This is a genomic window from Bradyrhizobium sp. 14AA (assembly GCF_054185205.1).
Genome location: NZ_JAVAYM010000018.1, coordinates 1 through 24,282 on the forward strand (window position 1 = coordinate 1; position 24,282 = coordinate 24,282).

Below are 24,282 nucleotides of genomic sequence, written 5' to 3' on the forward strand. Positions count from 1 at the left end.
TCTGCCAGCTCAAACACTTCCGACGCTTGGCAACCCGCTATGACAGGCGAACCGCCAACTTTACCGGCTTCATCCATCTCGCAGCCGCAATGATCTGGATGCAATGAATGTCGATCGGTCCTAGGCCAGGACGACACCGCCGATGTGATCGCGTTCTCGCTAATCCAGCCCCTGCGCGGCCGGCATCTCCTGCGTCGGCTGGATCGTCGGGGCAGGCTTAACCTGACCGACTGTTGGCGCCGCGGCCTCTGCCGGCTTCGTCTGCACGGCGGCGGTCTGCTGCGAAGGCTGCGCTTGTGCAGGTTGGACCTGCGGCGCCGCGGGCTCGGCCGGCTTGGCGGCCGCGACCGGCGTCTCCGCCCTGTGCGGGGCGGCCTTGGGCAACGGCACGGTGCGGCTCGCGACATGCGGGATCGAGGCCGGCGGGCGCGGCGGGCCGCTGCGAACCATGGTGGGCGGCGGCAGCGCGCTTTGCGGCCCGTAAGGCGCGACCGCACGCTCCTCATAGGGCGGCGCCATGCCGTAGGCGTCGGCGGCCGGCATGAAGCGCAAGATCCGCCCGTCGCGGGCGTCGATCACCAGCCGGCCGTCGTCGCCGCGGCGGTCGATCACCGCGATGGTGTAGACGCTGCCGCGCAGGCGCGGGATGCCGAGCGGCGAGAAGCCGTTGTCACGCAGCACCGCGTAAACCTCGGTCGACGGCAGCAGCGCCGGCGCCGGGCCGCGCTCCTCGTAGCCGTAGCCATAGCCGTAACGCGGCGGTGGCGGCGGGGCGGCTTCGCCCGGCGCGTAGGGTCCGTCGAAATCCGACACCGCGATGGTGGCCCCTCTCGTGATACCGCTGGCCGGAACCTGCTCCAGAACCTGCGCCTGGGCAGCACTTGCAGCCAACGCCAGCGCGGCGGCGGCCACACATCCTGTGAAAAACTTCATGGTCGAGACGCTCCTGTCAGGCCCCTCGATGGCCGCCCTGTTTCGCTTCTTGCGGCGTGGCGCGCCTTCCGAAGGGTTGATCCGAAGCTTCATTCGGGATTTCGGCGTCCGCAGGGCCGGATCAGGGCGCGTTTGCTTCAAAAACGGGGCTGCGCAACTTTTGGAAAGCGATTGATTGACATATCGGGAATCGGGACTTCCGCGCGCTTGTGTGGTAGACAAAAATTTGGCAAGGTGATGGTTAGGACAGGAAGACTGTCTCAATCTTGCCTGCGATTCCGGCACAGGGATTGCAGCGAAAGCTGGCACTTTCGAGCGCCAGGAAGGTACCAGGCAAAGCCGTTCTCGGGGACGAAGAACGCCTAGCCTGAATTTAAGAAAATGCGGCTCGCAACGGACGAGCGGTGACCCAGAGGCGGGTGCCGCGGAACGCCCAAGGTGCGCCGAAGATGGCGGTGAGGCAGCTTGCCGCATGGAGAGGATTGGAACAATGAACGGGTCGCAATTCGAGCGCGGAAACATCGTGGCAGAAGAGCTGTCGGCGACGGTCGCCTCGAAAACGACCGATCCGATTCAGGAACACAATTCGCGCCCGCCGGCCGTAGGCCTCTACGATCCAAGCCTGGAGAAGGATAGCTGCGGCGTCGGGTTCATTGCCAACATCAAGGGCAAGAAGTCGCACGAGATCGTCGCTGACGCGCTGAGCATCCTCTGCAACCTCGAGCATCGCGGCGCCGTCGGCGCCGACCCGCGCGCCGGTGACGGCGCCGGCATCCTGGTGCAGATCCCGCACGCCTTCTTCAGCCGCAAGGCGAAGGAGCTCGGCTTCGCGCTGCCGGCGCCCGGCGAATACGCCATCGGCGCGCTGTTCATGCCGCGCGACACCGCATGGCGTAACGTCATCAAGAGCATCATCGCCGATCAGATCAAGGAAGAGGGCCTGACCCTGCTCGGCTGGCGCGACGTGCCGACCGACAATTCCTCGCTCGGCGTCACCGTGAAGCCGACCGAGCCCGCCTGCATGCAGGTGTTCATCGGCCGCAACGGCACCGCCAAGACCGAGGACGAGTTCGAGCGCCGGCTCTACATCCTGCGCAAGTCGATCTCGCAGGCAATCTACCAGCGCCGCGACCGCGGCCTTGCGGGCTATTACCCCTGCTCGATGTCGTGCCGCACCGTGATCTACAAGGGCATGTTCCTCGCCGACCAGCTCGGCAAGTACTATCCCGATCTGCACGAGAAGGATTTCGAGAGCGCGCTCGCGCTGGTGCATCAGCGCTTCTCGACCAACACTTTCCCGGCGTGGTCGCTGGCGCATCCGTACCGCATGATCGCGCATAATGGCGAGATCAACACGCTGCGCGGCAACACCAACTGGATGGCGGCGCGCCAGGCCTCCGTGAGCTCTGAGCTCTACGGCAAGGACATCAACCGGCTCTGGCCGATCTCCTACGAAGGCCAGTCGGACACCGCCTGCTTCGACAACGCGCTCGAATTCCTGGTGCAGGGCGGCTACTCGCTGCCGCACGCCGTCATGATGATGATTCCGGAGGCGTGGGCCGGCAATCCCCTGATGGATGAGAAGCGCCGCGCCTTCTACGAATATCATGCCGCGCTGATGGAGCCGTGGGACGGCCCCGCCGCGATCGCCTTCACCGACGGCCGCCAGATCGGCGCCACGCTCGACCGCAACGGCCTGCGGCCGGCGCGCTATCTCGTGACCAAGGACGACCGCATCGTGATGGCGTCCGAGATGGGCGTGCTGACGATCCCCGAGGACCAGATCATCACCAAGTGGCGCCTGCAGCCCGGCAAGATGCTGCTGGTCGACCTCGAGCAGGGCCGCCTGATCCCGGACGACGAGATCAAGGCCGAACTCGCCAGGAGCCATCCCTACAAGGAGTGGCTGGAGCGGACCCAGATCGTGCTGGAAGAGCTGCCGAAGGTTCCGACCACCGGCGTGCGCTCGAACCTGTCGCTGCTCGATCGCCAGCAGGCGTTCGGCTACAGCCAGGAAGACATCACCATCCTGATGACGCCGATGGCGGCCACCGGCGAGGAGGCAGCCGGCTCGATGGGCAACGACACGCCGATCTCGGCGCTGTCGGCCAAGGCCAAGCCGCTGTTCACCTACTTCAAGCAGAACTTCGCGCAGGTCACCAACCCGCCGATCGACCCGATCCGCGAAGAGCTGGTGATGAGCCTCGTCTCCATCATCGGACCGCGGCCGAACCTGTTCGACCTGCAAGGTCTTGCCACCACCAAGCGTCTGGAAGCGCGCCAGCCGATCCTGACCGACGCGGACCTCGAAAAGATCCGCTCGATCTCCGATGTCGCCGAGTCGCATTTCAAGTCGCGCACGCTGGACACCACCTTCCACGCCGGTCTCGGCGCGGCCGGCATGGACCAGGTGCTGGACGAGCTCTGCGCGCGCGCTGAAAGCGCGGTGCGCGAGGGCGTCAACATCATCATCCTGTCCGACCGCATGGTCGGCACCGACCGGGTGCCGATCCCGGCACTGCTGGCCTGCGCCGCCGTGCATCATCATCTGATCCGCGTCGGACTGCGCACCTCGGTCGGCCTCGTGGTCGAATCCGGCGAGCCGCGCGAAGTGCATCACTTCGCCTGTCTCGCGGGTTACGGCGCCGAAGCGATCAATCCTTACTTGGCGTTCGAAACCATCATCGCGATGAAGGACCGCCTGCCCGGCGCGCTCGACGACTACGAGATCGTCAAGCGCTACATCAAGTCGATCGGCAAGGGCCTGCTCAAGGTGATGTCCAAGATGGGCATCTCGACCTACCAGTCCTATTGCGGCGCGCAGATTTTTGACGCGGTCGGCCTCAAGGCGGACTTCGTGTCGAAGTTCTTCGCCGGCACGCACACTCGCGTCGAAGGCGTCGGCCTTGCCGAGATCGCCGAGGAAGCCGTGCGCCGCCATGCCGACGCGTTCGGCGAGGCGCTGGTCTACAAGAGCGCGCTCGATGTCGGCGGCGAATATGCCTATCGCAGCCGCGGCGAGGACCATGCCTGGACCGCGGAGTCAGTTGGCCTGCTGCAACACGCCGCACGCGGCAATTCACTGGAGCGCTATCGCGCCTTCGCAAAAATCCTCAACGAGCAGTCGGAGCGCCTGCTGACGCTGCGCGGCCTGTTTCGGATCAAGAATGCGGACGAGGAGAAGCGCAAGCCGGTGCCGCTCGACCAGGTCGAGCCGGCCAAGGACATCGTCAAGCGTTTCGCCACCGGCGCGATGAGCTTCGGCTCGATCTCGCGCGAGGCGCACACCACGCTCGCGATCGCCATGAACCGGATCGGCGGCAAGTCGAACACCGGTGAAGGCGGCGAGGAAGCCGACCGCTTCAAGCCGCTGCCGAACGGCGATTCCATGCGCTCGGCGATCAAGCAGGTCGCCTCGGGCCGCTTCGGCGTCACCACGGAGTATCTCGTCAACTCCGACATGATGCAGATCAAGATGGCGCAGGGTGCCAAGCCCGGCGAAGGCGGCCAGCTGCCCGGCCACAAGGTCGACGCCACCATCGCCAAGGTCCGACACTCGACGCCGGGCGTCGGCCTGATCTCGCCGCCGCCGCACCACGACATCTACTCGATCGAGGATCTGGCGCAGCTCATCTACGACCTCAAGAACGTCAACCCGACGGGCGACGTCTCGGTCAAGCTCGTCTCCGAGATCGGCGTCGGCACGGTGGCCGCGGGCGTTGCCAAGGCGCGCGCCGACCATGTCACCATCGCCGGCTTCGAAGGCGGCACCGGTGCTTCGCCGCTGACCTCGATCAAGCACGCCGGCTCGCCGTGGGAGATCGGCCTTGCCGAAACCCACCAGACGCTGGTGCGCGAGCGGCTGCGCAGCCGCATCGTGGTCCAGGTCGACGGCGGCTTCCGCACCGGCCGTGACGTCGTGATCGGCGCGCTGCTGGGCGCCGACGAGTTCGGCTTTGCCACCGCTCCCTTGATTGCGGCCGGCTGCATCATGATGCGCAAGTGCCATCTCAACACCTGCCCGGTCGGCGTCGCGACCCAGGACCCCGTCCTGCGCAAGCGCTTCACCGGCCAGCCCGAGCACGTGATCAACTACTTCTTCTTCGTCGCGGAGGAAGTCCGGGAGATCATGGCGAGCCTCGGCTTCCGCACCTTCAACGAGATGATCGGCCAGGTTCAGCTGCTCGACCAGACCCGTCTGGTCGCGCACTGGAAGGCCAAGGGCCTCGACTTCTCGAAGCTGTTCGTCAAGCAGAAGGAAGAAAAGGGCCAGAAGATCTATCACTCCGAGCGCCAGAACCATCATCTGGAGGCGGTGCTCGACCGCACGCTGATCGAGAAGGCAAAGCCTGCGCTCGACCGCGGCGCGCCGGTGAAGATCGAGGCTGCGATCAACAGCACCAACCGCTCTGCGGGTGCGATGCTGTCGGGCGCGGTCGCCAAGATCTACGGTCATGCCGGCCTGCCGCACGACACCATCCATGTCGGCCTCAAGGGCACCGCGGGCCAGGCCTTCGGCGCGTGGCTCGCCCACGGCGTCACCTTCGAGCTCGAGGGTGAAGGCAACGACTATGTCGGCAAGGGCCTCTCGGGCGGCAAGATCATCGTCAAGCCGCCTGCCAACAGCAGCATCGTGCCGGAAGAGAGCATCATCGTCGGCAACACCGTGATGTACGGCGCGATCCAGGGCGAGTGCTACTTCCGCGGCATCGCCGGCGAGCGTTTCGCCGTGCGTAATTCCGGGGCTGTGGCCGTCGTCGAAGGCGCGGGCGATCATTGCTGCGAATACATGACCGGCGGCATCGTGGTCGTGCTCGGCAAGACCGGACGCAACTTCGCGGCCGGCATGTCCGGCGGCATCGCCTATGTGCTCGACGAGACCGGCGATTTCGACAAGCTGTGCAACATGTCGATGGTCGAGCTCGAGCCGGTGCTGTCGGAAGAGCTGATCAACGCCGGCACCTACCACCATTCCGGTGACCTCGAGGCGCACGGCCGGGTCGACGTGTTCAAGAACCTGCTCGATTCCGACGTCGAGCGGCTGCACGTCCTGATCTCGCGCCACGCCAAGGCGACCGGCTCCAAGCGCGCCGCCGACATCCTCGCCAACTGGAAGGACTGGCTGCCCAAATTCCGCAAGGTGATGCCGGTCGAGTACCGGCGCGCGCTGCGCGAAATGGTCGCCAACGCGGACGCCGAGCCGAAAATCGCGATCGGGGCGTAGGTAAGAAGCCTCATGGTGAGGAGGCGCGAAGCGCCGTCTCGAACCATGAGGCAGCCATCCGGGCCTTCATCCTTCGAGACGCGGCGCGAAGAGCGCGCCGCTCCTCAGGATGAGGGGTGAGAGAACAAAGAATTTAAGCGGCAGGGACTTCGGGTTTAATGGGCAAGATCACGGGTTTTCTCGAAATCGAACGGCACGACCGCAAGTACACCCCGGTCGCCGAGCGCGTGAAGCATTACAACGAGTTCGTCGTTCCCTTGACCGAGAAGGAAACGCGCGATCAGGCCGCGCGCTGCATGAACTGCGGCATTCCCTATTGCCACGGCACCGGCTCGGTCGCGCCGGGCACGCCCGGCTGCCCGGTCAACAACCAGATCCCCGACTTCAACGACCTCGTCTACCAGGGCAATTGGGAAGAAGCCTCGCGCAATCTGCACTCGACCAACAACTTCCCGGAGTTCACGGGGCGCATCTGTCCGGCTCCGTGTGAAGCGTCCTGCACGCTCAACATCGACGACAACCCGGTCACCATCAAGACCATCGAATGCGCGATCGTCGACCGCGCCTGGGACAATGGCTGGCTGAAGCCTGAAGTCGCGGCCGTGAAGACCGGCAAGAAGGTCGCCGTGATCGGCTCGGGCCCCGCCGGCATGGCCTGCGCGCAGCAGCTCGCGCGCGCCGGACACGACGTGCACCTGTTCGAGAAGTACGCCAAGGCCGGTGGCCTGCTGCGCTACGGCATCCCCGACTTCAAGATGGAGAAGGGCATCATCGACCGCCGCGTCAAGCAGATGGAAGGCGAAGGCGTCACCTTCCACTACAACAGCCATGTCGGCGCCGACGGCAATGTCGATCCGCGCGAGATGCTCAACGAATACGACGCGGTGGCGCTGACCGGCGGCGCGGAAGCCCCGCGCGACCTGCCGATCCCCGGCCGTGAACTGTCCGGCATCCACTACGCCATGGACTTCCTGCCGCAGCAGAACCGCCGCGTCTCCAGCGAGCCGCAGGGCGGCGTTCAGGAGATTTTGGCCGGTGGCAAGCATGTCGTCGTCATCGGCGGCGGCGACACCGGAAGCGACTGCATCGGCACCTCGCTGCGCCAGGGCGCGCTCTCCGTGACCCAGCTCGAGATCATGCCCGCCCCGCCCGAGCGCGAGAACAAGGGCCTGACCTGGCCGAACTGGCCGCTGAAGATGCGCACCTCCTCCAGCCAGGCCGAAGGCGCGGTCCGCGAATTCGCGGTGCTGACGCAGAAGTTTTCCGGCGAGAACGGCAAGGTCAAGAAGCTGCACTGCGTGCGCGTCGACGACAAGTTCAAGCCGATTGCCGGTACCGAGTTCGAGCTCGACGCCGAGCTGATCCTGCTAGCGATGGGTTTTGTGCACCCCGTGCACGAGGGTCTCTTGAAGCTGCTCTCGGTCGAGCTCGACCCGCGCGGCAACGTCAAGGCCAACACGCTCGACTACCAGACCTCGCGCCCCAACGTGTTCACCGCCGGCGACATGCGCCGCGGCCAGTCGCTGGTGGTCTGGGCCATCCGCGAGGGCCGGCTGTGTGCAAGGTCGATCGATACGTTCCTGATGGGGAAGACGGATCTGCCGCGCTGAGTTTGCTCCGCTGCCGGAATACCAAACGGTGTCATCGCCCGCGAAAGCGGGCGATCCAGTATTCCGAGACAGTTGTCGTCGACCGAAAGGCCGCGGCGTACTGGATGCCCCGCCTTCGCGGCGCATGACAGCGGAGTGAGTGGTGAGAGCGGCGGGCCTCAGCCCAAGACGTGCGGAAAGTGTTTTGCATCCCACTCGTCAAGTCGGAACAGCACCTTACCGTATTCGAGAAGCTTGTCGTTCGGCCGATAAGGACGCGTCGAAACTTCAACGTCCGATGCTACCTCACTTGGCATCAAGTGAAAGTGCTCATTGGTCTCACTCAGGGCCAGCAGCTCCTTGACCAGAAGGTCTCGGCCTTCGGGATTAAGCCATAGCTCGAATTCACCGGCCGAATTGATGTCCAAAGTAATTCGAGCTGCCATGGTGGCTTCTCCTCAGTTCTGCAACCTCACGCCCACCAGCACCACAGTCCCCTGCGAGCTGGACCCCGCCTGGTTCGAATCCAGGATGTCGTGCCGCAGCGTGCCCTTGATCCAGACGTTGCGGTTGAGCTTGTAGATCAGATTGCCTTCGAGCGAGTAGGTTTTGTCGTTGCGGTTCTGGCCCTGGTAGTCGTACGTGCCGTAGGTGAACTTGCCGATGGCGGTGAGCCAGCGGCGGAAGTCGTGGTCGACTTCGGCGGCGTAGGTGTGCACCAGCACGCCGGATGACCCGGGGATCGTGGTCTCGTTGATCTGCGTATCGGTGAAGAATTTCACCGTGGTGAGGCCGCTCGCATTCCAGATCAGCGAGCCCGCGGTGAGGAAGCCGGAGAGCTGGCTGAGGCGCGGATCGGTGTAGTTGCGCGCGGAATAGCCGACCGAGATCTCGCCGGTGAGGATGCGCGAGAATTCGAAGGACGAGCCGACCTTGGCGTAGCCGCCGTTTGAATCGCGCAGGAAGCCGTTGCGGTCGGCGGGCTGGTCGTGGATTCGGGTGTCGCCCTGGACCTCGACGAACGGCTTCAGGCCCGGCTTCAGCTCGTAGGAGAATCGGCCGACGCCGCCATACTGGTTGAAGTTGCGATCGTCGTTGCTGAAGGTCGAGCCGTCGGTGAGCTTCGAATCCGTGTAGGCGGTGCGATCGACGGTGGCGCCGGCGGCGACCTGGAAGCGGTTGAAGGTCTGATCGAAGCCGACGGTCGTGCCATAGGTGGCATAGACCGGATATTTCTGCAGGCCGGCCTGCACGTTCGGGCTGCCGGGATTATCGGTGGCGAGCCGCAGGCGCAGCTGCGAGGTCAGCTTGAGATCGCGGTCGACGTCGATGCGGCCGTCGACATGGCCGGTGAAATCGGGACGGTCGACCTCCACCGGCGACGGCGAGGCAAAGCCGTTGATCGTCGCCGGCATGTTGTTGGTGTAGCCCGAGAACGAGCCGCGCAGATCCGCCACCAGCGCGTGACGCTCCCAGTCGGACTGGACAAGAAGGTCGGGCGCCACGACATAGGCCGGCGATCCCACGGGCTTGTTGAGGCGGGCCGGATTGGTGTCATAGCCGGCGGAGAGCTCGAGCCCGCCCTTGATCAGAAAGCTGCCGGCATAGTCGCCGACGGCGCCGAACGCATCCTCATCGACCTTGAGGCGGCGACGCAGCGGCTGGCCGGGCACGTTGCCGGCCATCGCCGGGGCTACCGGTACCTTGTGCGCGGTCTCGGACGGTGGCGGCGCGATGCGCGGCGGGCCGAGCGTCCGGTCCGTTGTTGCCGGCGGCACCGGCGAGCCGGGACCGACCGGGCGCTTCGGCTTCGGCTGCCCGGGATAGAGTTTTGGCTGCTGCCGCCTGCGGTTGAGCGAGTCGTAGCCGGAGCCGCTCGCGCCGTTGGCGGCCGGCAGGCCGTAGGTCGGGACCTGATTGGGATTCTGGCCGACACGCGAGGTCGCCGGCGTCTGCTGGCGCTTGCGCGGATCGGCATTGGGATCGGGCAGCGTCGGCAACCCGTCCGGCGGCGCCGGCAACACGCCCGCCGTGCGGCGCGTCGGCAGCGTGTCGGGTGCTGCAAAGCCGCCGCGGTTGGGATTGAACAGGTCGGGCGTGAGGCTCTGGGCGGCCACAGGGCCGCTTCCGAGGGCCGTCAGCGCGAGACACGGCAACGCACCGCGCAAAAATAGCGCGCGTTTGCTCCGGCCCCTGCCTGGAGACGACCCCACGATGGAAGAACTCCAACGAAATCAAACACTTTCACGATCGTCCCCACCGGGCGGCGGGAACCATCGTTAATGGAGTTAAAACAATTATGGTTAATGACCCGTTGAGGCCCTTGGCGGCCGCGTCGCCTCCAAGGCCGCGGCGTGCTAAGCAGGCGCCAACGGGCCCGACGCCCCTCCTCCCTGGACCAGAACATGCCGAGTTCGAAACCGCTGATGACCCAATCATCCGGCCCCATCCCCGATAGCGTCGAATCCGCGCTCCGCACGCTGGAGACGGAGAGCGGCGGCATCAGCGCGCTCGCCGCCGCCCTGCGCGGCCCGCTGGGCGAGACCTTTGCCAAGGCCGTCGATCTGATCCGCAATGCCAAGGGCCGCGTCATCGTCACCGGGCTCGGCAAATCAGGCCATATGGGCCGCAAGATCGCGGCGACGCTGGCCTCGACCGGCACGCCGGCCTTCTTCGTCCACACCGCGGAAGCCGCCCATGGCGACCTCGGCATGATCACCGCCGACGACGTCATCATGGCGCTGTCCTGGTCCGGCGAGCAGCCGGAGATGAAGACGCTGGTGAACTATTCGGCGCGGTTTGCGATCCCGATGATCGCGGTGACGTCGAACGCGGCGTCCTCGCTGGGCCAGGCCGCCGACATCGTGATCGAGCTGCCGAAGGCGCGCGAAGCCTGCCCGCACAATCTGGCGCCGACCACCTCGACGATGATGCAGGTCGCGATCGGCGACGCCATCGCGATCGCGCTGCTGGAAGGCCGCGGCTTCACCGCGCTGGAATTCGCGCACTTCCACCCCGGCGGAAAGCTGGGCGCGATGCTGAAATTCGTCCGCGACTACATGCGCACCGGCGCGGAGATCCCCGTCAAGCCCCTGGGCGCCAAGATGTCGGACGCGGTGGTCGAGATGTCGGCCAAGGGGCTGGGCTGCGTCTGCATCGTCGACGATGCCGGCGGGATCGCGGGCATCATCACCGACGGCGATTTGCGCCGCCACATGCGGCCCGATTTGCTGACGGTGACCGTCGACGAGATCATGACGAAGCAGCCCAAGACCGTGCCGCCCTCGATGCTCGCCACCGAGATGATCGAGGTGCTGAACACAAGCAAGATCACGACCTTGGTCGTGACCGAGGCGGACAAGGTGGTCGGCATCGTGCATCTGCACGATCTGCTGCGCGCGGGCGTGGCGTAGCTAAACGACAGTCATTCCGGGGCGATGCGAAGCATCGAACTATGGTGCGCAGTTGCGCACCTGAGAATCTCGAGATTCCGGGTTCACGCTTCGCGTGCCCCGGAATGACAGCGAAAGTGTAGCTCGCACCTCTCTCCTCCGTCATTTGCGAAGGTGGAAGCAATCCAGACTGCCTCTGCGGAAAGACTCTGGATTGCTCCGCTACGCTCGCAATGACGGCGGTTGGAGTGATGCCGGGAACCGCGCCGCCTGCTCCTCCAGCGGCAATCTCAGCCCGTTCGCCAGATACGACACCGTGCGGTAGAAGCCGCACAGCAGCATGATCTCCAGGATCTGCGCCTCGTCGTAATGCGCCGACAGCGCGGCGAATTCCTCGTCGCTGAACGTCGCACGGGTGTGCAGCGCGTCGACCGCCGCTATCAGTGCCCGCTCGGCTGGCGACCAACATGACGAGGCGGCATCGCCCTGCACGGTCGCACGCACCTCCGCCTCGGTGAGTTGCGCCGGCCCGGCGAAGATCGCGACATGCACGCCCCATTCATATTCGCATCCGGTCAGCGCGCAGGTGCGGTCGATGACGATCTCGCGCTGGCGCAGCGACAGCGGGCCGGGATCGAGCAGGCCGCCGGCGCGAAACTTGTCCCAGGCGCGGGCGTGCCCCGCCATCACCCGGAATAGCAGCAGCGGCGGCGCGCCGCGCATGATGCGGTCGAACTGGGCCTGGATCTGCGGGGGATAAGGCGGCTCCAGCGGGGCAAGACGTGGCGTGGCCTGGGACATCGACCGTCTCCATTGCTACAATTATCGTAGCACTACGCTACATTATCCGTAGCAAGACGCAAGAGGGCAGCGATGGCGAAACGGGCAGCATCAGGGAAGGTCCGAGGCTCGCGCAGCGGGCGGCCGGTCATGGCGCTGCTCGACCTCCTGGGCCGACGCTGGAGCCTGCGGATTTTATGGGAGTTGCGCGAGGAGCCCCTCACCTCCCGCGCGCTACGTACGGCTTGTGACGAGGCTTCGCCGACGGTGCTGCAAGCGCGGCTGACGGAGCTGCGCGATGCGGGATTCGTGGAGCTCGGCGACGGTGGAGGCTATGGGCTGACGGGGCTCGGGCGGGAACTGTGCGAGACGTTCATGCCGCTGCACCGGTTTGCGGAGCGGTGGAAGAGGAGTTGAGCACTCCTCTTACCCTCCCCTGGAGGGGGAGGGTCGCTACGCATGCAGCGAAGCGAAATGCGTAGCGGGGTGGGGTGACAGTCTCTCCATGGAAGCGGTGTCCGAGTGGAGAGATCACCCCACCCCGCTCGCGCTACGCGCGATCGACCCTCCCCCTCCAGGGGAGGGTAAGAAGCTACGCCGCCGCGGCGACCGTCAGGTTGGCACCGTCCACCTGCACCACCTTCACCCGCGTCCCCGCCGGGGTATCGGGGCCCGCGACGCGCCAGACCGTGTCGCCGATGCGCACAGTGCCGGAGCCGTCGATGATCGGCTTCTCGAGCGTGAACTCGCGCCCGAGCAGTGCCTCGGTGCGCTTGTTGAGGAAGGGGCTGGCGCTTGCGTCGAGCTTCGGCCGCGCGAGGCGGCGCCAGACCGGTACCGCGGCGGCGGCGAACACCGCGAACATCACGAGCTGAATCTGCCAGGACAGATGAACGGCGAACGAGACCAGGCCCACCAGCAGTGCCGCGAGCCCGAGCCAGAACAGAAATACGCCTGGTGCCAGCGTCTCCAGCGCCATCAGGATGAAGCCGAAGATCAGCCAGTTCCAGGTGCCGAGCGATACGAACATGTCGGTCATGACACGACCTCTAAGAATTGGTGCATGCCCTCAGCGGAAGGGCATGCGCCGGTGACTATCCCTGCCGCGGCGGTACTGCCGGCGGCGTGCCGCCGGTCGGCGGCACCGAGCCCGGACGGCGCGCGGCGGCTGCTGCAGACGCCGCACTTTCGCCGAACGTTGCCTTGGCGATCTCGCCGATGCCGGCGAGCGAGCCGAGCATGCTGGTCGCCTCCATCGGCAGCATGATGATCTTCTGGTTCGGCGCTTCCGCGAACTGGCCGAACGCCTTGATATATTTGTCGGCGATGAAATAGTTCAACGCGGCGACGTCGCCCTTGCCGATGGCTTCCGACACCGCCAGTGTCGCCTTGGCTTCGGCTTCCGCCAGACGCTCGCGCGCCTCGGCATCGCGGAAGGCGGCCTCGCGGCGGCCCTCGGCCTGAAGGATCTGCCCTTGCTTGGCGCCCTCGGCGCGCAGGATTTCCGACTGACGCTGGCCTTCGGCGGCCAAAATGTCGGCGCGCTTGACGCGCTCGGCCTTCATCTGCCGGCCCATCGCCTCGACGAGGTCGGCGGGCGGCACAATGTCCTTGATCTCGATGCGGTTGACCTTGACGCCCCAGGGCGAGACCGCGGCGTCGACGACGCGCAGCAGGCGCTCGTTGATCTCGTCGCGATGCGACAACACCTGGTCGAGATCCATCGAGCCCATCACCGAGCGGATGTTGGTCATGGTCAGGACGGTGATCGCCTGGGTGAGGTTGGCGACCTCGTAGCTCGCCTTGGCGGCGTCGAACACCTGGTAGAAGGCAACGCCGTCCACCGTCACGGTGGCGTTGTCCTTGGTGATCACCTCCTGCTCGGGGATGTCGATCACCTGCTCCATCATGTTGATCTTGCGCCCGACGCGATCGAAATAGGGCACGATCAGATTGAGCCCCGGGCTCAGCGTCTGCGTGTATTTGCCGAACCGCTCGATGGTCCAGTCATAGCCCTGCGGCACCGTCTTCACGCCGGCCAGCAGCGTGACGATGACGAGCAACACCAGAACAATCGCGAAAATGTCGAAACCGCTCATAGCTCCTCCAAGGCGGAAAAGAAGTCGGGAAAAGGCCCTTTCCCGCGCTGTCATTGGTCGGGATCACGACCTTACCGGTTCAGCGGTCGCGCGTAACGTCGGTATCGGCGCGATTCTGCACAAGACGTGCGGCAAAGGAAACGGTCACGATATCTATTTGCGGACGGCTCTTGAATGCGTGCAGGCGCAGACCTAGCGGCGGGCGTTAAGGATTAGGCCATCGAAGGGAGCCCTACTCGATGACATCGTTCGCGATTGCGAGCAGGCTCGGGGAAATCGTGACGCCCAGCGCCCTCGCCGTCTTCAGGTTGATCGCCAGCTCGAACTTGGTCGGGTTCTGCACCGGCAGGTCGGCCGCCTGCGCGCCCTTCAGGATACGATCGATATAGCCCGCCGCCCGACGCAGCTGCTCGGCGCTGTCGGTGCTGTAGGACATCAGGCCGCCCTCGTCGACGAAGGTGCGGCTCCAGAACACCGCGGGCACGCGCGCCTCCGCGATCGCCGCGAGCAGATGCGCGCGGTTGGCCATCGTGAAGAAATCCGGCAGCACCAGCAGGCCGCCGTCCTTCCGCGAGGCCAGCGCCGCGATCGAGGCGGCGTCATGAACCGGCACCGGCTCCACCGCTACGTGAAGCGTCGGTGCGGCGTCTTCGATGGTGCGCAGCATCAGGGGCGCGAACGGCGCGGTGGCGGGATTGTAGACCACGGTCACGCGGGTCACCTTCGGAGTGACCTGCGTCAGCATCTCCAGCCATTTGCCGGCTAGGGGGCCGTCGTAATCGGTGAAGCCGGTGATGTTGCCGCCCGGATGGGCCAGGTTCTGGACAAAACCCTGGCTGACGGGGTCGGTGACGACGGCGAACACGATCGGAATCGTCGTGGTGCGCTGCCGCAGCTCCTCCACCGAGGGCGTGCCGACCGCGAGCAGAATGTCGGGCTTGAGCGCGATCAGCTCGTCCGCGAGCCGCGCGATCCGCTCGCGGTCACCGCCACCGCTGTGCCAGTCGATCCTGAGGTTGTCGTGCCCTTCCAGCCATGGCCGGCGAGCGCCTCGACCAGGATGGTGCTGCGCGTCTGCCCGATGGCGTCGTCGGCCGCGGTGACCGAGAGCACGCCGAGCCGCCGCGTCGCGTTCGGCTGCTGCGCCCGCACTGCGGCCGGCAGCGCCGCCATCGTCCCAAGAAGCGCCAGGCATTCGCGGCGGTTCATGGGGCGAGCCATCAGATCCAGCCCTGAAGCTCGCGCAGCACCAGGGTGCGGATCACGTCCATGCCAGGCTCGCTGTCGTTGAGGCAGGGGATCGCGGAAAACTGCTCGCCGCCATTGTGCTTGAAGATCTCGGCATTCTCCTGCGCGATCTCCTCCAGCGTCTCCAGGCAGTCGGCGGAAAAGCCCGGTGTCACCACCGCGATGCGGCGCACGCCTTCTTTCGCGAGCCGCTCCATGGTCTTGTCGGTGTAGGGCTGCAGCCACTCGTCATTGCCGAAGCGCGACTGGAAGGTCAGCAGCAACTTCGTCTCGTCCATGCCGAGCCGGCGGCGCAGCGCCTCGGTGGTGGCGATGCAGTGCTGCTGATACGGATCGCCCTTGTCGACATAGGATTTCGGCATGCCGTGGAAGGAGGCGACGATCAGCTCCGGCTTGAACGAAAGCGTCGCCAGATGCGTCTCGATCGAGACGGCGAGCGCCTCGATATAGGCCTCGTCCTCGTAGTAGGGCGGCGTCACCCGCAGCGTCGGCTGGTTGCGCAGGCGAGCGAGCACGCGAAACACCTCGTCGCAGACGGTGGCCGAGGTCGAGGCGGAATATTGCGGGTAGAGCGGCACGGCGAGGATGCGCTCGCACCCCTTCGCGATCAGCGCGTCGATGCCTGACTTGATCGAGGGATTGCCGTAGCGCATCGCCCAGTCGACCACGACATGATCGCGGTCCAACAGCGCGGCGGCGAGCTTGTCGGCTTGCGAGCGCGTGATGGTCTTCAGCGGCGATTCGTTCTTTTCGTTGTTCCAGATCTTCCGGTAGTCGAGCGCCTTGGTGCGGGGGCGGCTGCGCAGGATGATCCCGTTCAGCACGACTTTCCAGACCAGGCCCTGGTCCTCGATGACGCGGGCGTCCGAGAGGAATTCCTTGAGATAGACCCGCACGCCGGGGGCGTCGGCCGTATCGGGCGTGCCGAGATTGACCAGGAGTACGCCGACGCTGGGCTGGCTGGGCCGGACGGCCGGCTTCGCGGCCGCGATGGGGGCAATGGTCATCATGATACAGGTTGCGTCGCGCGTTGCACCGAACTTGTCAAGATGAGGGCGGTTTCGCTAGGGTCGCACCCAAGCGGGGGAGGGAAGATGACACTCGCGGAATGGTGCGTTCTTGGAGCGCTGCTGCTTTACCTTGCGACGATCGTCTCGATCAAATGGATCAGGTTTCGCGGATTCGACAATTCGCGGCCGCGCGACCCTGCCTTCTTCGAGGACGCCATCGCGCAGCGCGCGCTCGGCGCGCACCAGAACGGCATCGAGACCTTTCCGTTCTTCGCCTTCGCGGTGCTGCTCGCCGAATTCCGGGATTCGCCGCAGCGCCTGATCGACGAGCTCGCGGTGCTGTTCCTGATCGTGCGGATCGCCTATGTGCTGACCTATCTCGGCAACCGCCCGACGCTGCGCTCGATCCTCTGGAGCATCGGCTTTGCGATCAATCTCGGGATCTTCTTCATGCCGGCCTTGAAGCGGTTTCTGCCGGTGTGAGGCGGTCTCACGCCGAAAGATGACGCTCCCGCGTCGCGATCAGCGCCCGCATCGACGGCGGGATCGTGACCGGGCGATGGGTCTGCTGGTTGGTGTAGACCCAGACGATCTCGCCGGTCACCAGCGCGTCCGTGCCGCCCTTCAGGAAGATCGCGAGCTCGAACACGAGGCTCGAATTGCCGATCCGCGCCACGCGCGCGCCGACGTCGAGCTCCCAGTCGAACCTGACCGGCGCCCTGTATTCGATCACCGATTTGACGACGTGGAAATCGATGCCGCTCGCCTGCGCGTCCGCATATTGGTCAAAGCCGAGCGCGCGGAAATATTCGGTGATGGTGGTGTCGAAATAGGTCAGGTAATGCGCATTGAAGACGACGCCCTGGCCGTCGATCTCGGAATAGCGCACCCGGAACGGGTGAAAGAACCAGAAATTGTCGCGCGACATCGACTCCTCCGACCGAGACGTTCTTGTTGGTTTGACCGCCTGAATAGCCGACCGCGGGTAGTTCGCAAAGCTGCCGCAAGCACGCGGCTCTCGTGTCCCGGACGCGGTGCAGCGCGCTTGCGCTGCTCCGCAGAGCCGGGACCCAGAAGGCGACACGCTACCATACGGAGAGATGGGCCCCGGCTCTGCAGCGCACCGTCGAAGAGACGCTGCGCTGCGTCCGGGGCACGAGACCTCGGCTCAGAAACACGTCGTTCGTTCGGCCGCGATGTAGCCGAACAAGAGGCCGGCGCCGAACAGCAGTACGAAGCCGGCGGCGGCGAATTCGATGCCGCGCATGAACAGCGCGCCGCTGCCGTCGCCGGCTCCGCTCAGGCGGGCAGCGATGTCCTTGGCGGAGACGGCGACGACCGCGATGGCCGCGACCGTGATCGCGGTGCCCAATCCCATCAGGAGGGTGGCGGCGATGCCGGCCCAGAACAGGCCCTGGGCGAGCGCGAACACCAGCACCAGGATTGCGCCCGAGCAGGGCCGGATGCCGACGGTGAGGATCGCGGCAAATCCGCGCCGCCAGCCGCCGGGGCCGGCGAGCTCGCTCGGGGTGGGACCGTGGGAATGGCCGCAATGCTCGTCATGGACGTGGTCATGATCGTGGTGGGCATGGGCGTGTGCATGGCCATGATCATGGTGATGGTGATGGTGATCATGGCCGTGATCATGGTCGTGCGGTACACCGGCGATCGCCGGCACCGGCTGCGCCGCCTGGAGCGCGCGGATGAACATGCGACCCTTGACCCAGACCAGGCGCAGGCCGAACAGCGCGATCAAGCCATAGCTCGCGATCTCGATCACCCCTTCCGCCTTGCACATGGTTTTCGCGGTCGCGTTCAGCACCCAGGCCGAGATGCCGACGATCAGGATCGCCACCAGCGACTGCATCAGCGCCGAGGCAAACGACAACGCGATGCCGCGTTTCGCGGTCTCGCGGTTGGCGACCAGATAGGAGGCGATCACCGCCTTGCCATGGCCGGGGCCGGCGGCGTGAAAAATCCCATAGGCAAAGGAGATGAACAGCAGCGTCCACACCGCCGAGCCGTCGGACTTGGCGGCGCGGATCGTCGCTGACATCTGGCGATAGAACTCCGATTGCTTTGCCAGGAGCCAGCCGATCAGGCCGCTTGCTTCGGGCTCGGCCGCCTGCGCCGGCCGCGGCGCACCAAAGGGATTGTTTTGCGCGAGGAGGTCGTGAAGCACAGCATCGGCCACGCCCATCACGGCGACGACCGCCGCGCAGGCGAAGAGCGCGCGTGCGAGCGGGGAATGAAAACGACCGATCAAGGGCAATCCACCGTGATCTTGTTGGCGAACATCATGCCGAAATTGCTGTTCTCGCCGTTCATGAAGGTCTGCTCGTTGAGCTTCTGGGCGGTGGCGGAGCCGTCACTTGGCCGATCCAGCTTCATCTGGCAGCCCGCGGGCGCACCGACCAGCTTGACCGGGTTGTCCTTGGCCATCTGGAAGTCGATGAAGAAGGAGCGATCGAACACTTCGAGCACCAGCTGCTTGGGCTTGACCGGGTTCTTCAGCGGCAGCGTGAAGTGCAGGGTCAGGACCGTGTCCTTGTAGTCGAGGAAGTAGTCGATCGGTTCCTGGAATCGCTCCTTCTTGCCGTCGGCTCGCGCAAAGGTGAAGTAGGCGTATTCCTTCAGCGACTCGACATTGGTCTGCGCCAGCGGCCCCATCTCCTCGCGCGTAAAGGCGCCCTTGGTCTTGCTCTCGAGCCCCTGCACCGCATAGGCCGAGAACATGTCGTCGAAGGTCCAGGCGTGACGAACGCCGGTGATGCTGCCGTCCTCGGCGTAAAGCAATTCGCTGGTGGCGGTGATCCAGACATGCGGATGTGCGTGCGCCGTGCCTGCCGCCAGCGTCATGGCGGCGGCGAGCAGCCATCCGAACAGGGCCCGCATGCGCATCAGGCCGCCTTGGCGTCGTCGAGCAGGCCGCGGCGGCGGAGCAGCGCGTCGGGCTCCGGCGGGCGACCGCGGAAGGCCTCGTAGGCGGCTTCCGGATCGACCGATCCGCCTGACGAATAGATGTCGTCGTGCAGGCGTTTTGCGACGGCCGGATCGAAGATGTCGCCGGCCTCCTCGAATGCGCCGAAGGCGTCCGCGTCCATCACCTCCGACCACATGTAGCTGTAATAGCCGGCGGCATAGTGGTCGCCGGTGAAGATGTGACCGAACTGGGTCGGACGGTGACGCAGCGAGATCTCCTCGGGCATGCCGATCTTCTCCAGCTCCTTCTTCTCGAAGGCGCGGACATCCTGCGCCGCGGCGGCCGGCTGGGTGTGGAACTCGAGATCGACCAGCGCCGAGGAGACGAACTCGACCGTGGCAAAGCCCTGGTTGAACTTTCGCGCGGCGAGGAACCGTTGCAGCAGATCGTCCGGCAGCGGCTCGCCGGTCTGGTAGTGGCGGGCGAATTGCTGCAGCACCTCGGGCCGCTCCTGCCAGTGCTCGTAGAGCTGGGACGGCAGCTCGACGAAGTCGGTGAAGACGGCGGTGCCCGACAGCGACGGATAGGTCACGTTGGAGAGCATGCCGTGCAGGCCATGGCCGAACTCGTGGAACAAGGTGCGGGCGTCGTCGGGCGAGAGCAGCGCGGGCTCGCCGCCGGCGCCCTTGGCAAAATTGCAGATATTGAGAACGAGCGGCGCGACGTCGCCGTCGAGCTTCTGCTGGTCGCGCAGCGAGGTCATCCAGGCGCCGGAGCGCTTCGACGGCCGGGCGAAGTAGTCGCCGTAGAACAGCGCCTTGTGCTTGCCGTCCCGCCCCTTCATCTCCCAGACCCGGACGTCCGGGTGCCAGACCGGAACGTCCTTGCGCTCCTCGAAGGTGACGCCGAACAGGCGCGTGGCGCAGTCGAAGGCGGCTTCGATCATGTGGTCGAGGCCGAGATACGGCTTGATGGCGGAATCGTCGAAATTGGCGCGCTGCAGACGCAGCTTCTCGGCGTAGAAGCGCCAGTCCCAGGGGGCGAGCCTGAAATTGCCGCCCTCCTCCGTGATCAGGGTCTGCATCTCGTCGCGGTCGGCAAGCGCCCGCGCCCGCGCCGGCTTCCAGACCCGTTCCAGAAGGCCCCGCACCGCCTCCGGCGTCTTGGCCATGGAATCCTCGAGCCGGTAGGCGGCGTAGGTCGGATAGCCCAGGAGATTGGCGCTCTCCTCCCGCAGCTTCAGGATCTCGACGATGGTTGAGTTGTTGTCGTTTGGATTGCCGTTGTCGCCGCGCGCAATGAAGGCCTTGTAGACCTTCTCGCGGAGGTCACGCCGGGCAGAGCTCTTCAGGAACTGTTCGACCGAGGAGCGCGACAGCGTGACTATGGCCTTGCCGGCCAAGCCGCGCTCTTCTGCCGCAGCCTTGGCGCTGGCGACAAAGCTCTCCGGCAGGCCCTGGCGGTCGGCCTCGCCCAGCTCCATGAACCAGTCCTGCTCGTCGCCGAGCAGATGATGGCTGAAGCCGGTGCCGAGCTGGGCCAGCCTCTCGTTGATCTCGGCCATCCGCGTCTTGGCCTCCTCGGAGAGGCCGGCACCGGAGCGGTGGAAGCGGGTGTAGGTGCGCTCCAGCAGCCGAAGCTGCTCGGGAGAAAGACCGAGATTGGCGCGGTTCTCGTGCAGTTGGGCGATGCGGCCAAACAGCACGGCGTTCATCATGATCGGATTCCAGTGCCGCGCCATCCGCAAGGACACCTCCTTGTCGATCTCCAGGATGGCCGGATTGGAATGCGCCGAGACGAGGTCGTAGAACACCGCCGCGACCTTGCTCAGCAGCTTGCCCGAGCGCTCCAGCGCGGTGATGGTGTTGGCGAAGTCGACCGCCGCCGGGTCATTGGTGATCGCCGCGATCTCGGCGGAATGGTCGGCGAAGGCCTGCTCGAAGGCCGGGAGGAAGTGCTCCGGGTTGATCTCGTCGAAGGGCGGGGTCGCAAACGGCGTCACCCAGGCCTTCAGCAGCGGGTTGGTCTCGGAGTCCGTAGTCTGGCGGGGTTCTGACATCACAAGTCCCGTTTTTCGTGCTGATTTGTTGCGGCCAGCTATAGCACGCGATGGGGCTTTTTTGGGCCATTTGGCCTTGCTCCCGGCCGCCTTTTCGAGGAGATTGCGGCCCTCGAAACTACGGACCCCAACGCCCATGAACGCGCCCTCCTCGTCCTCCCGTCAGATCGTCTGGCCGAGCGTCATCACCGTCATCAGCGCCGCCATCCTGATCGGTGCGGAGGTGTTCGGCGCGGCCTTTGCCGGCGGCTGGGCGCTCGCGATCCTGTTCGGGCTCGGCGACCAGGGCACGCATATCCTGCAGGCCGTGCTGTTCACACTCGGCGTGCTCGTGATGACCGCGTTCATCCGCGCGGCCCAGCGCGTCGAGCCCTTTACGAAGCGCCGCTGACGCTGCTCGCGCGCGAGCAACACGCGCGCAGATCGGAAAACTTAACGCCTGTTCATCTTCCGCGTCGCTCGCGCAACACTGCGCAAGCAGATGTTAGGCAATTCTGTTCGCAGCCTAAAAAAATTCTTGCGAAGCAGAGTCAAAACGCTTATTTGCGCTCTTGCCCAATTTCGCACGTGCCTGTGGTCGTGTGTCAGTCGGTAGGTATCCGGACAAGAGGCCGGACAGCCGCCAAGGGGTGAAGAAGCCGAGGGGCTCTTCGGAAGTGCAGAAGTCGGAAGCCGCAAGGTCTGACGACGACAGCAAACCCGGAGCGTCCAGCATCTCTCTCAAGAGATGCCTTGTCGAAGGTGACTTCACTTTTTGCAACCGTGACTGGCAGCCGGAGGCGAACCGGCGCACCCCGCTCTCAACGGGGGACGCGACTTAAAGCAACGACGGATCGGGCTTTTTTGGTCTCTACCGGCATTCCAACGCCGGCGCGGGCTACTGAAAAGGCTTGTCCTTCATTGCCAGGTGTGCGGGCGGGAAACTCTCCCAACCAATCCACGGCAGCACAGTCTGGTTTGAGTTTTTGGCCTCGACGCGCCTCCATCGCGCGATGTGGCCGGAGGGCTCTTATCCGACGTCACGTTGATGCGGATCCCGTCGCTGGGACCGTTGGAGAGTGCCATGACCGAACGTATCCAGGAATTCCTGCGCAACCGCCGCAAGGATGGCCTCGACACCGAGCCGTGCCTCGTCGTCGACCTCGAGGTCGTGCGCGACAATTACCAGACCTTCGCCAAGGCGCTGCCCGACAGCCGCGTGTTCTATGCCGTCAAGGCGAACCCGGCGCCGGAAGTGCTGAGCTTGCTCGCCTCCATGGGCTCCTGCTTCGACACCGCAACGGTCGCCGAGATCGAGATGGCGCTGGCCGCCGATGCGACGCCCGATCGCATCTCCTTCGGCAACACGATCAAGAAGGAGCGCGACATCGCGCGCGCCTTCGCGCTCGGCATTCGCCTGTTCGCAGTCGACTGCGCCGCCGAGGTCGAGAAGGTCGCCCGCGCCGCCCCGGCTGCGAAGGTGTTCTGCCGCATCCTCTACGACTGCGCCGGTGCCGAGTGGCCGCTGTCGCGCAAGTTCGGCTGCGACCCGGAGATGGCGGTCGACGTGCTCGACCTCGCCAAGCGCCTGGGCCTAGAGCCGTGCGGCATCTCCTTCCATGTCGGCTCGCAGCAGCGCAAGGTGAAGGCGTGGGACCGTGCACTGGCGATGGCCTCGCAGGTGTTCCGCGACTGCGCCGAGCGCGGCATCAACCTGTCCATGGTCAACATGGGCGGCGGCTTCCCGACCAAGTACCTGAAGGACGTGCCGCCGGTCGTCACCTACGGCCGCTCGATCTTCCGCGCGCTGCGCAAGCACTTCGGCAACCAGATTCCGGAGACCATCATCGAGCCGGGCCGCGGCATGGTGGGCAACGCCGGCATCATCGAATCCGAGGTCGTGCTCATCTCGAAGAAGAGCGACGAGGACGAGGTGCGCTGGGTGTACCTGGATATCGGCAAGTTCGGCGGTCTCGCCGAGACGATGGACGAGTCGATCCGCTACGCCATCCGCACCCCGCATGACGGCGCGGACATGACCCCGTGCGTGCTCGCAGGTCCGACCTGCGACAGCGCCGACGTGCTGTACGAGAAGAGCCCGTATCCGCTCCCCGTCACGCTCGAGATCGGCGACAAGCTGCTGATCGAAGGCACCGGGGCCTATACATCGACCTACTCGGCTGTGGCGTTCAACGGCATCCCGCCGCTCAAGACGTACCACATCTGACCCGCCTCTCTCGTTCTGAGGCCTGACGAACCCGGGAGCCGGCTTGCCGGCTCCTCCCCTGACATTTCGATCTGACGACGTCTTGGACAGGCGTGCTGCGCGCACGCCGGTTCAAGCGGGGACTGACGTGCCATGACCACTCCTCGGAAGCCACAAGTCGCCCTCACCTCGAAAGCCGCTCCGTTCGCGATCCGCGTCGAACGTGCTGCCGACGTCGCGACGCGTGAAGCGCTGCTAGATGCCTGCTTTGGCGAGAATCGCCACGGCCGCACCTGCCAGCGCCTGCGCGACGGACGTGCGCCCGCCACAGGCCTTGCCCTGTCGGCGATGCGCGAGGGCAAGCTCGTGGGTACCGTGCGGCTGTGGCATGTCAGCGCCGGAGGCAGGCCCGCTCTGGTCCTCGGACCATTGGCGGTCGATCCTGCCTGCCGCGAGCTCGGGATCGGCGCCGCGCTGATGCATCAAGCGCTGGCCGCCGCCCGGGCGCGCGGGCATGCCGCCGTGATCCTGCTCGGCGATGCCCCCTATTATGCCCGCTTCGGTTTCTCGGCCGAGAAGACGGCTGGGCTCTCGCTGCCCGGCCCGTTCGAGCGCGACCGCCTGCTGGCGATCGAATTCACCGGCGGCGCGCTGGACGGCGCCGAGGGGATGATCGTCCCGACCGGTGCGGCGCTGCCCAAACGGAGGGTAGTTCGCGCCCTCCATGCGCACGCGGCCTGAGGGATTGCCATGATGGCGACGACCCAAGCCGCGTTAAGCGGCAACGCCCGGCCGCGCCTGCGCTAATGCTCCTTTGGGGTTGCGCGCGCCCCGGAAACG

21 protein-coding genes are annotated in these 24,282 nt (G+C 65.6%); 8 read left to right on the plus strand and 13 right to left on the minus strand.

The genetic code is table 11. The annotated features are described in order from the left end of the window. Nucleotides 1-159 precede the first annotated feature (159 nt). Complete coding sequence (locus RAD15_RS27755) at nucleotides 160-933, minus strand: hypothetical protein (RefSeq protein WP_458181404.1); 774 nt, start codon at nucleotides 931-933, stop codon at nucleotides 160-162. Between the two features lie 490 nt (nucleotides 934-1,423). Between RAD15_RS27755 and gltB the strand changes: the two genes are divergently transcribed. Together gltB and RAD15_RS27765 are read left to right on the plus strand one after the other, a co-directional pair. Then, the gene (gltB, locus tag RAD15_RS27760; RefSeq protein WP_458181405.1) at nucleotides 1,424-6,157 is read left to right on the plus strand and encodes a glutamate synthase large subunit; all 4,734 of its coding nucleotides are present in this window, start codon (nucleotides 1,424-1,426) and stop codon (nucleotides 6,155-6,157) included. Nucleotides 6,158-6,315: 158 nt separating this feature from the next. Then, a complete protein-coding gene (locus tag RAD15_RS27765) occupies nucleotides 6,316-7,767 on the plus strand; it encodes a glutamate synthase subunit beta (RefSeq protein ID WP_458181406.1) in 1,452 nt (483 codons plus the stop codon). A 158-nt stretch (nucleotides 7,768-7,925) separates the two neighbouring features. Here the strand turns inward: RAD15_RS27765 and RAD15_RS27770 are convergent, their stop codons facing one another. Beyond that, on the minus strand, nucleotides 7,926-8,192 hold the full coding sequence (locus RAD15_RS27770; RefSeq protein WP_458181407.1) for a hypothetical protein: 267 nt from the start codon (nucleotides 8,190-8,192) through the stop codon (nucleotides 7,926-7,928). A 12-nt stretch (nucleotides 8,193-8,204) separates the two neighbouring features. Next, a complete protein-coding gene (locus RAD15_RS27775) occupies nucleotides 8,205-9,959 on the minus strand; it encodes an outer membrane beta-barrel protein (RefSeq protein WP_458181408.1) in 1,755 nt (584 codons plus the stop codon). A gap of 192 nt (nucleotides 9,960-10,151) precedes the next feature. Between RAD15_RS27775 and RAD15_RS27780 the strand changes: the two genes are divergently transcribed. Continuing rightward, nucleotides 10,152-11,159, plus strand: coding sequence for a KpsF/GutQ family sugar-phosphate isomerase (locus RAD15_RS27780; RefSeq protein ID WP_458181409.1), 1,008 nt, complete (start codon nucleotides 10,152-10,154; stop codon nucleotides 11,157-11,159). A gap of 201 nt (nucleotides 11,160-11,360) precedes the next feature. On the opposite strand, the gene RAD15_RS27785 is transcribed toward RAD15_RS27780, so the two are convergent. After that, complete coding sequence (locus RAD15_RS27785) at nucleotides 11,361-11,939, minus strand: carboxymuconolactone decarboxylase family protein (RefSeq protein WP_458181410.1); 579 nt, start codon at nucleotides 11,937-11,939, stop codon at nucleotides 11,361-11,363. 72 nt (nucleotides 11,940-12,011) lie between these two features. Here RAD15_RS27785 and RAD15_RS27790 point away from each other — a divergent pair, with 72 nt between their 5' ends. Next, nucleotides 12,012-12,335 carry a winged helix-turn-helix transcriptional regulator gene (locus RAD15_RS27790; protein ID WP_458181411.1) on the plus strand — a complete coding sequence of 108 codons (324 nt, stop codon included), beginning with the start codon at nucleotides 12,012-12,014 and terminating at the stop codon, nucleotides 12,333-12,335. 175 nt (nucleotides 12,336-12,510) lie between these two features. Here RAD15_RS27790 and RAD15_RS27795 read toward each other — a convergent pair whose 3' ends face one another. The 5 genes from RAD15_RS27795 to hemH form a co-directional block, all read right to left on the minus strand. After that, a complete protein-coding gene (locus RAD15_RS27795) occupies nucleotides 12,511-12,957 on the minus strand; it encodes an NfeD family protein (protein ID WP_458181412.1) in 447 nt (148 codons plus the stop codon). Between the two features lie 55 nt (nucleotides 12,958-13,012). After that, nucleotides 13,013-14,017 (minus strand): SPFH domain-containing protein, encoded by a 1,005-nt coding sequence (locus RAD15_RS27800; protein WP_458181413.1) that lies wholly within the window; start codon nucleotides 14,015-14,017, stop codon nucleotides 13,013-13,015. A gap of 232 nt (nucleotides 14,018-14,249) precedes the next feature. Further along, complete coding sequence (locus tag RAD15_RS27805; protein ID WP_458181573.1) at nucleotides 14,250-15,050, minus strand: ABC transporter substrate-binding protein; 801 nt, start codon at nucleotides 15,048-15,050, stop codon at nucleotides 14,250-14,252. Further along, nucleotides 14,966-15,238, minus strand: a complete 273-nt coding sequence (locus tag RAD15_RS27810) for a hypothetical protein (RefSeq protein WP_458181579.1) — start codon at nucleotides 15,236-15,238, stop codon at nucleotides 14,966-14,968. Before RAD15_RS27810 ends, RAD15_RS27805 begins: the two co-directional genes overlap by 85 nt. Continuing rightward, nucleotides 15,238-16,272, minus strand: coding sequence for a ferrochelatase (gene hemH / locus RAD15_RS27815; RefSeq protein WP_458181574.1), 1,035 nt, complete (start codon nucleotides 16,270-16,272; stop codon nucleotides 15,238-15,240). Before hemH ends, RAD15_RS27810 begins: the two co-directional genes overlap by 1 nt. An 87-nt stretch (nucleotides 16,273-16,359) precedes the next feature. On the opposite strand from hemH, the gene RAD15_RS27820 reads away from it, so the two are divergent. After that, a complete protein-coding gene (locus RAD15_RS27820; protein WP_458181414.1) occupies nucleotides 16,360-16,758 on the plus strand; it encodes an MAPEG family protein in 399 nt (132 codons plus the stop codon). A gap of 7 nt (nucleotides 16,759-16,765) precedes the next feature. On the opposite strand, the gene RAD15_RS27825 is transcribed toward RAD15_RS27820, so the two are convergent. From RAD15_RS27825 to RAD15_RS27840, 4 genes are all read right to left on the minus strand, one after another. Beyond that, a complete protein-coding gene (locus RAD15_RS27825; protein WP_458181415.1) occupies nucleotides 16,766-17,203 on the minus strand; it encodes an acyl-CoA thioesterase in 438 nt (145 codons plus the stop codon). A 240-nt stretch (nucleotides 17,204-17,443) separates the two neighbouring features. Further along, nucleotides 17,444-18,547 carry a nickel/cobalt transporter gene (locus RAD15_RS27830; RefSeq protein WP_458181416.1) on the minus strand — a complete coding sequence of 368 codons (1,104 nt, stop codon included), beginning with the start codon at nucleotides 18,545-18,547 and terminating at the stop codon, nucleotides 17,444-17,446. Then, nucleotides 18,538-19,176: a DUF1007 family protein gene (locus RAD15_RS27835; RefSeq protein WP_458181417.1), complete on the minus strand. Its 639-nt coding sequence runs from the start codon at nucleotides 19,174-19,176 to the stop codon at nucleotides 18,538-18,540. Before RAD15_RS27835 ends, RAD15_RS27830 begins: the two co-directional genes overlap by 10 nt. Then, nucleotides 19,176-21,257 (minus strand): M3 family metallopeptidase, encoded by a 2,082-nt coding sequence (locus RAD15_RS27840; protein ID WP_458181418.1) that lies wholly within the window; start codon nucleotides 21,255-21,257, stop codon nucleotides 19,176-19,178. The genes RAD15_RS27835 and RAD15_RS27840 overlap by 1 nt, the downstream gene beginning before the upstream one ends. 136 nt (nucleotides 21,258-21,393) lie before the next feature. Between RAD15_RS27840 and RAD15_RS27845 the strand changes: the two genes are divergently transcribed. The 3 genes from RAD15_RS27845 to RAD15_RS27855 all read left to right on the plus strand — a co-directional run bounded on the left by RAD15_RS27845 (nucleotide 21,394) and on the right by RAD15_RS27855 (nucleotide 24,183). Further along, a complete protein-coding gene (locus RAD15_RS27845; RefSeq protein WP_027562896.1) occupies nucleotides 21,394-21,648 on the plus strand; it encodes a hypothetical protein in 255 nt (84 codons plus the stop codon). 672 nt (nucleotides 21,649-22,320) lie between these two features. After that, entirely contained in the window at nucleotides 22,321-23,463 is a 1,143-nt protein-coding gene (locus RAD15_RS27850; RefSeq protein ID WP_458181419.1) for a type III PLP-dependent enzyme, read from the plus strand. A gap of 132 nt (nucleotides 23,464-23,595) precedes the next feature. Continuing rightward, on the plus strand, nucleotides 23,596-24,183 hold the full coding sequence (locus tag RAD15_RS27855) for a GNAT family N-acetyltransferase (RefSeq protein ID WP_458181420.1): 588 nt from the start codon (nucleotides 23,596-23,598) through the stop codon (nucleotides 24,181-24,183). Nucleotides 24,184-24,282: the final 99 nt, after the last annotated feature.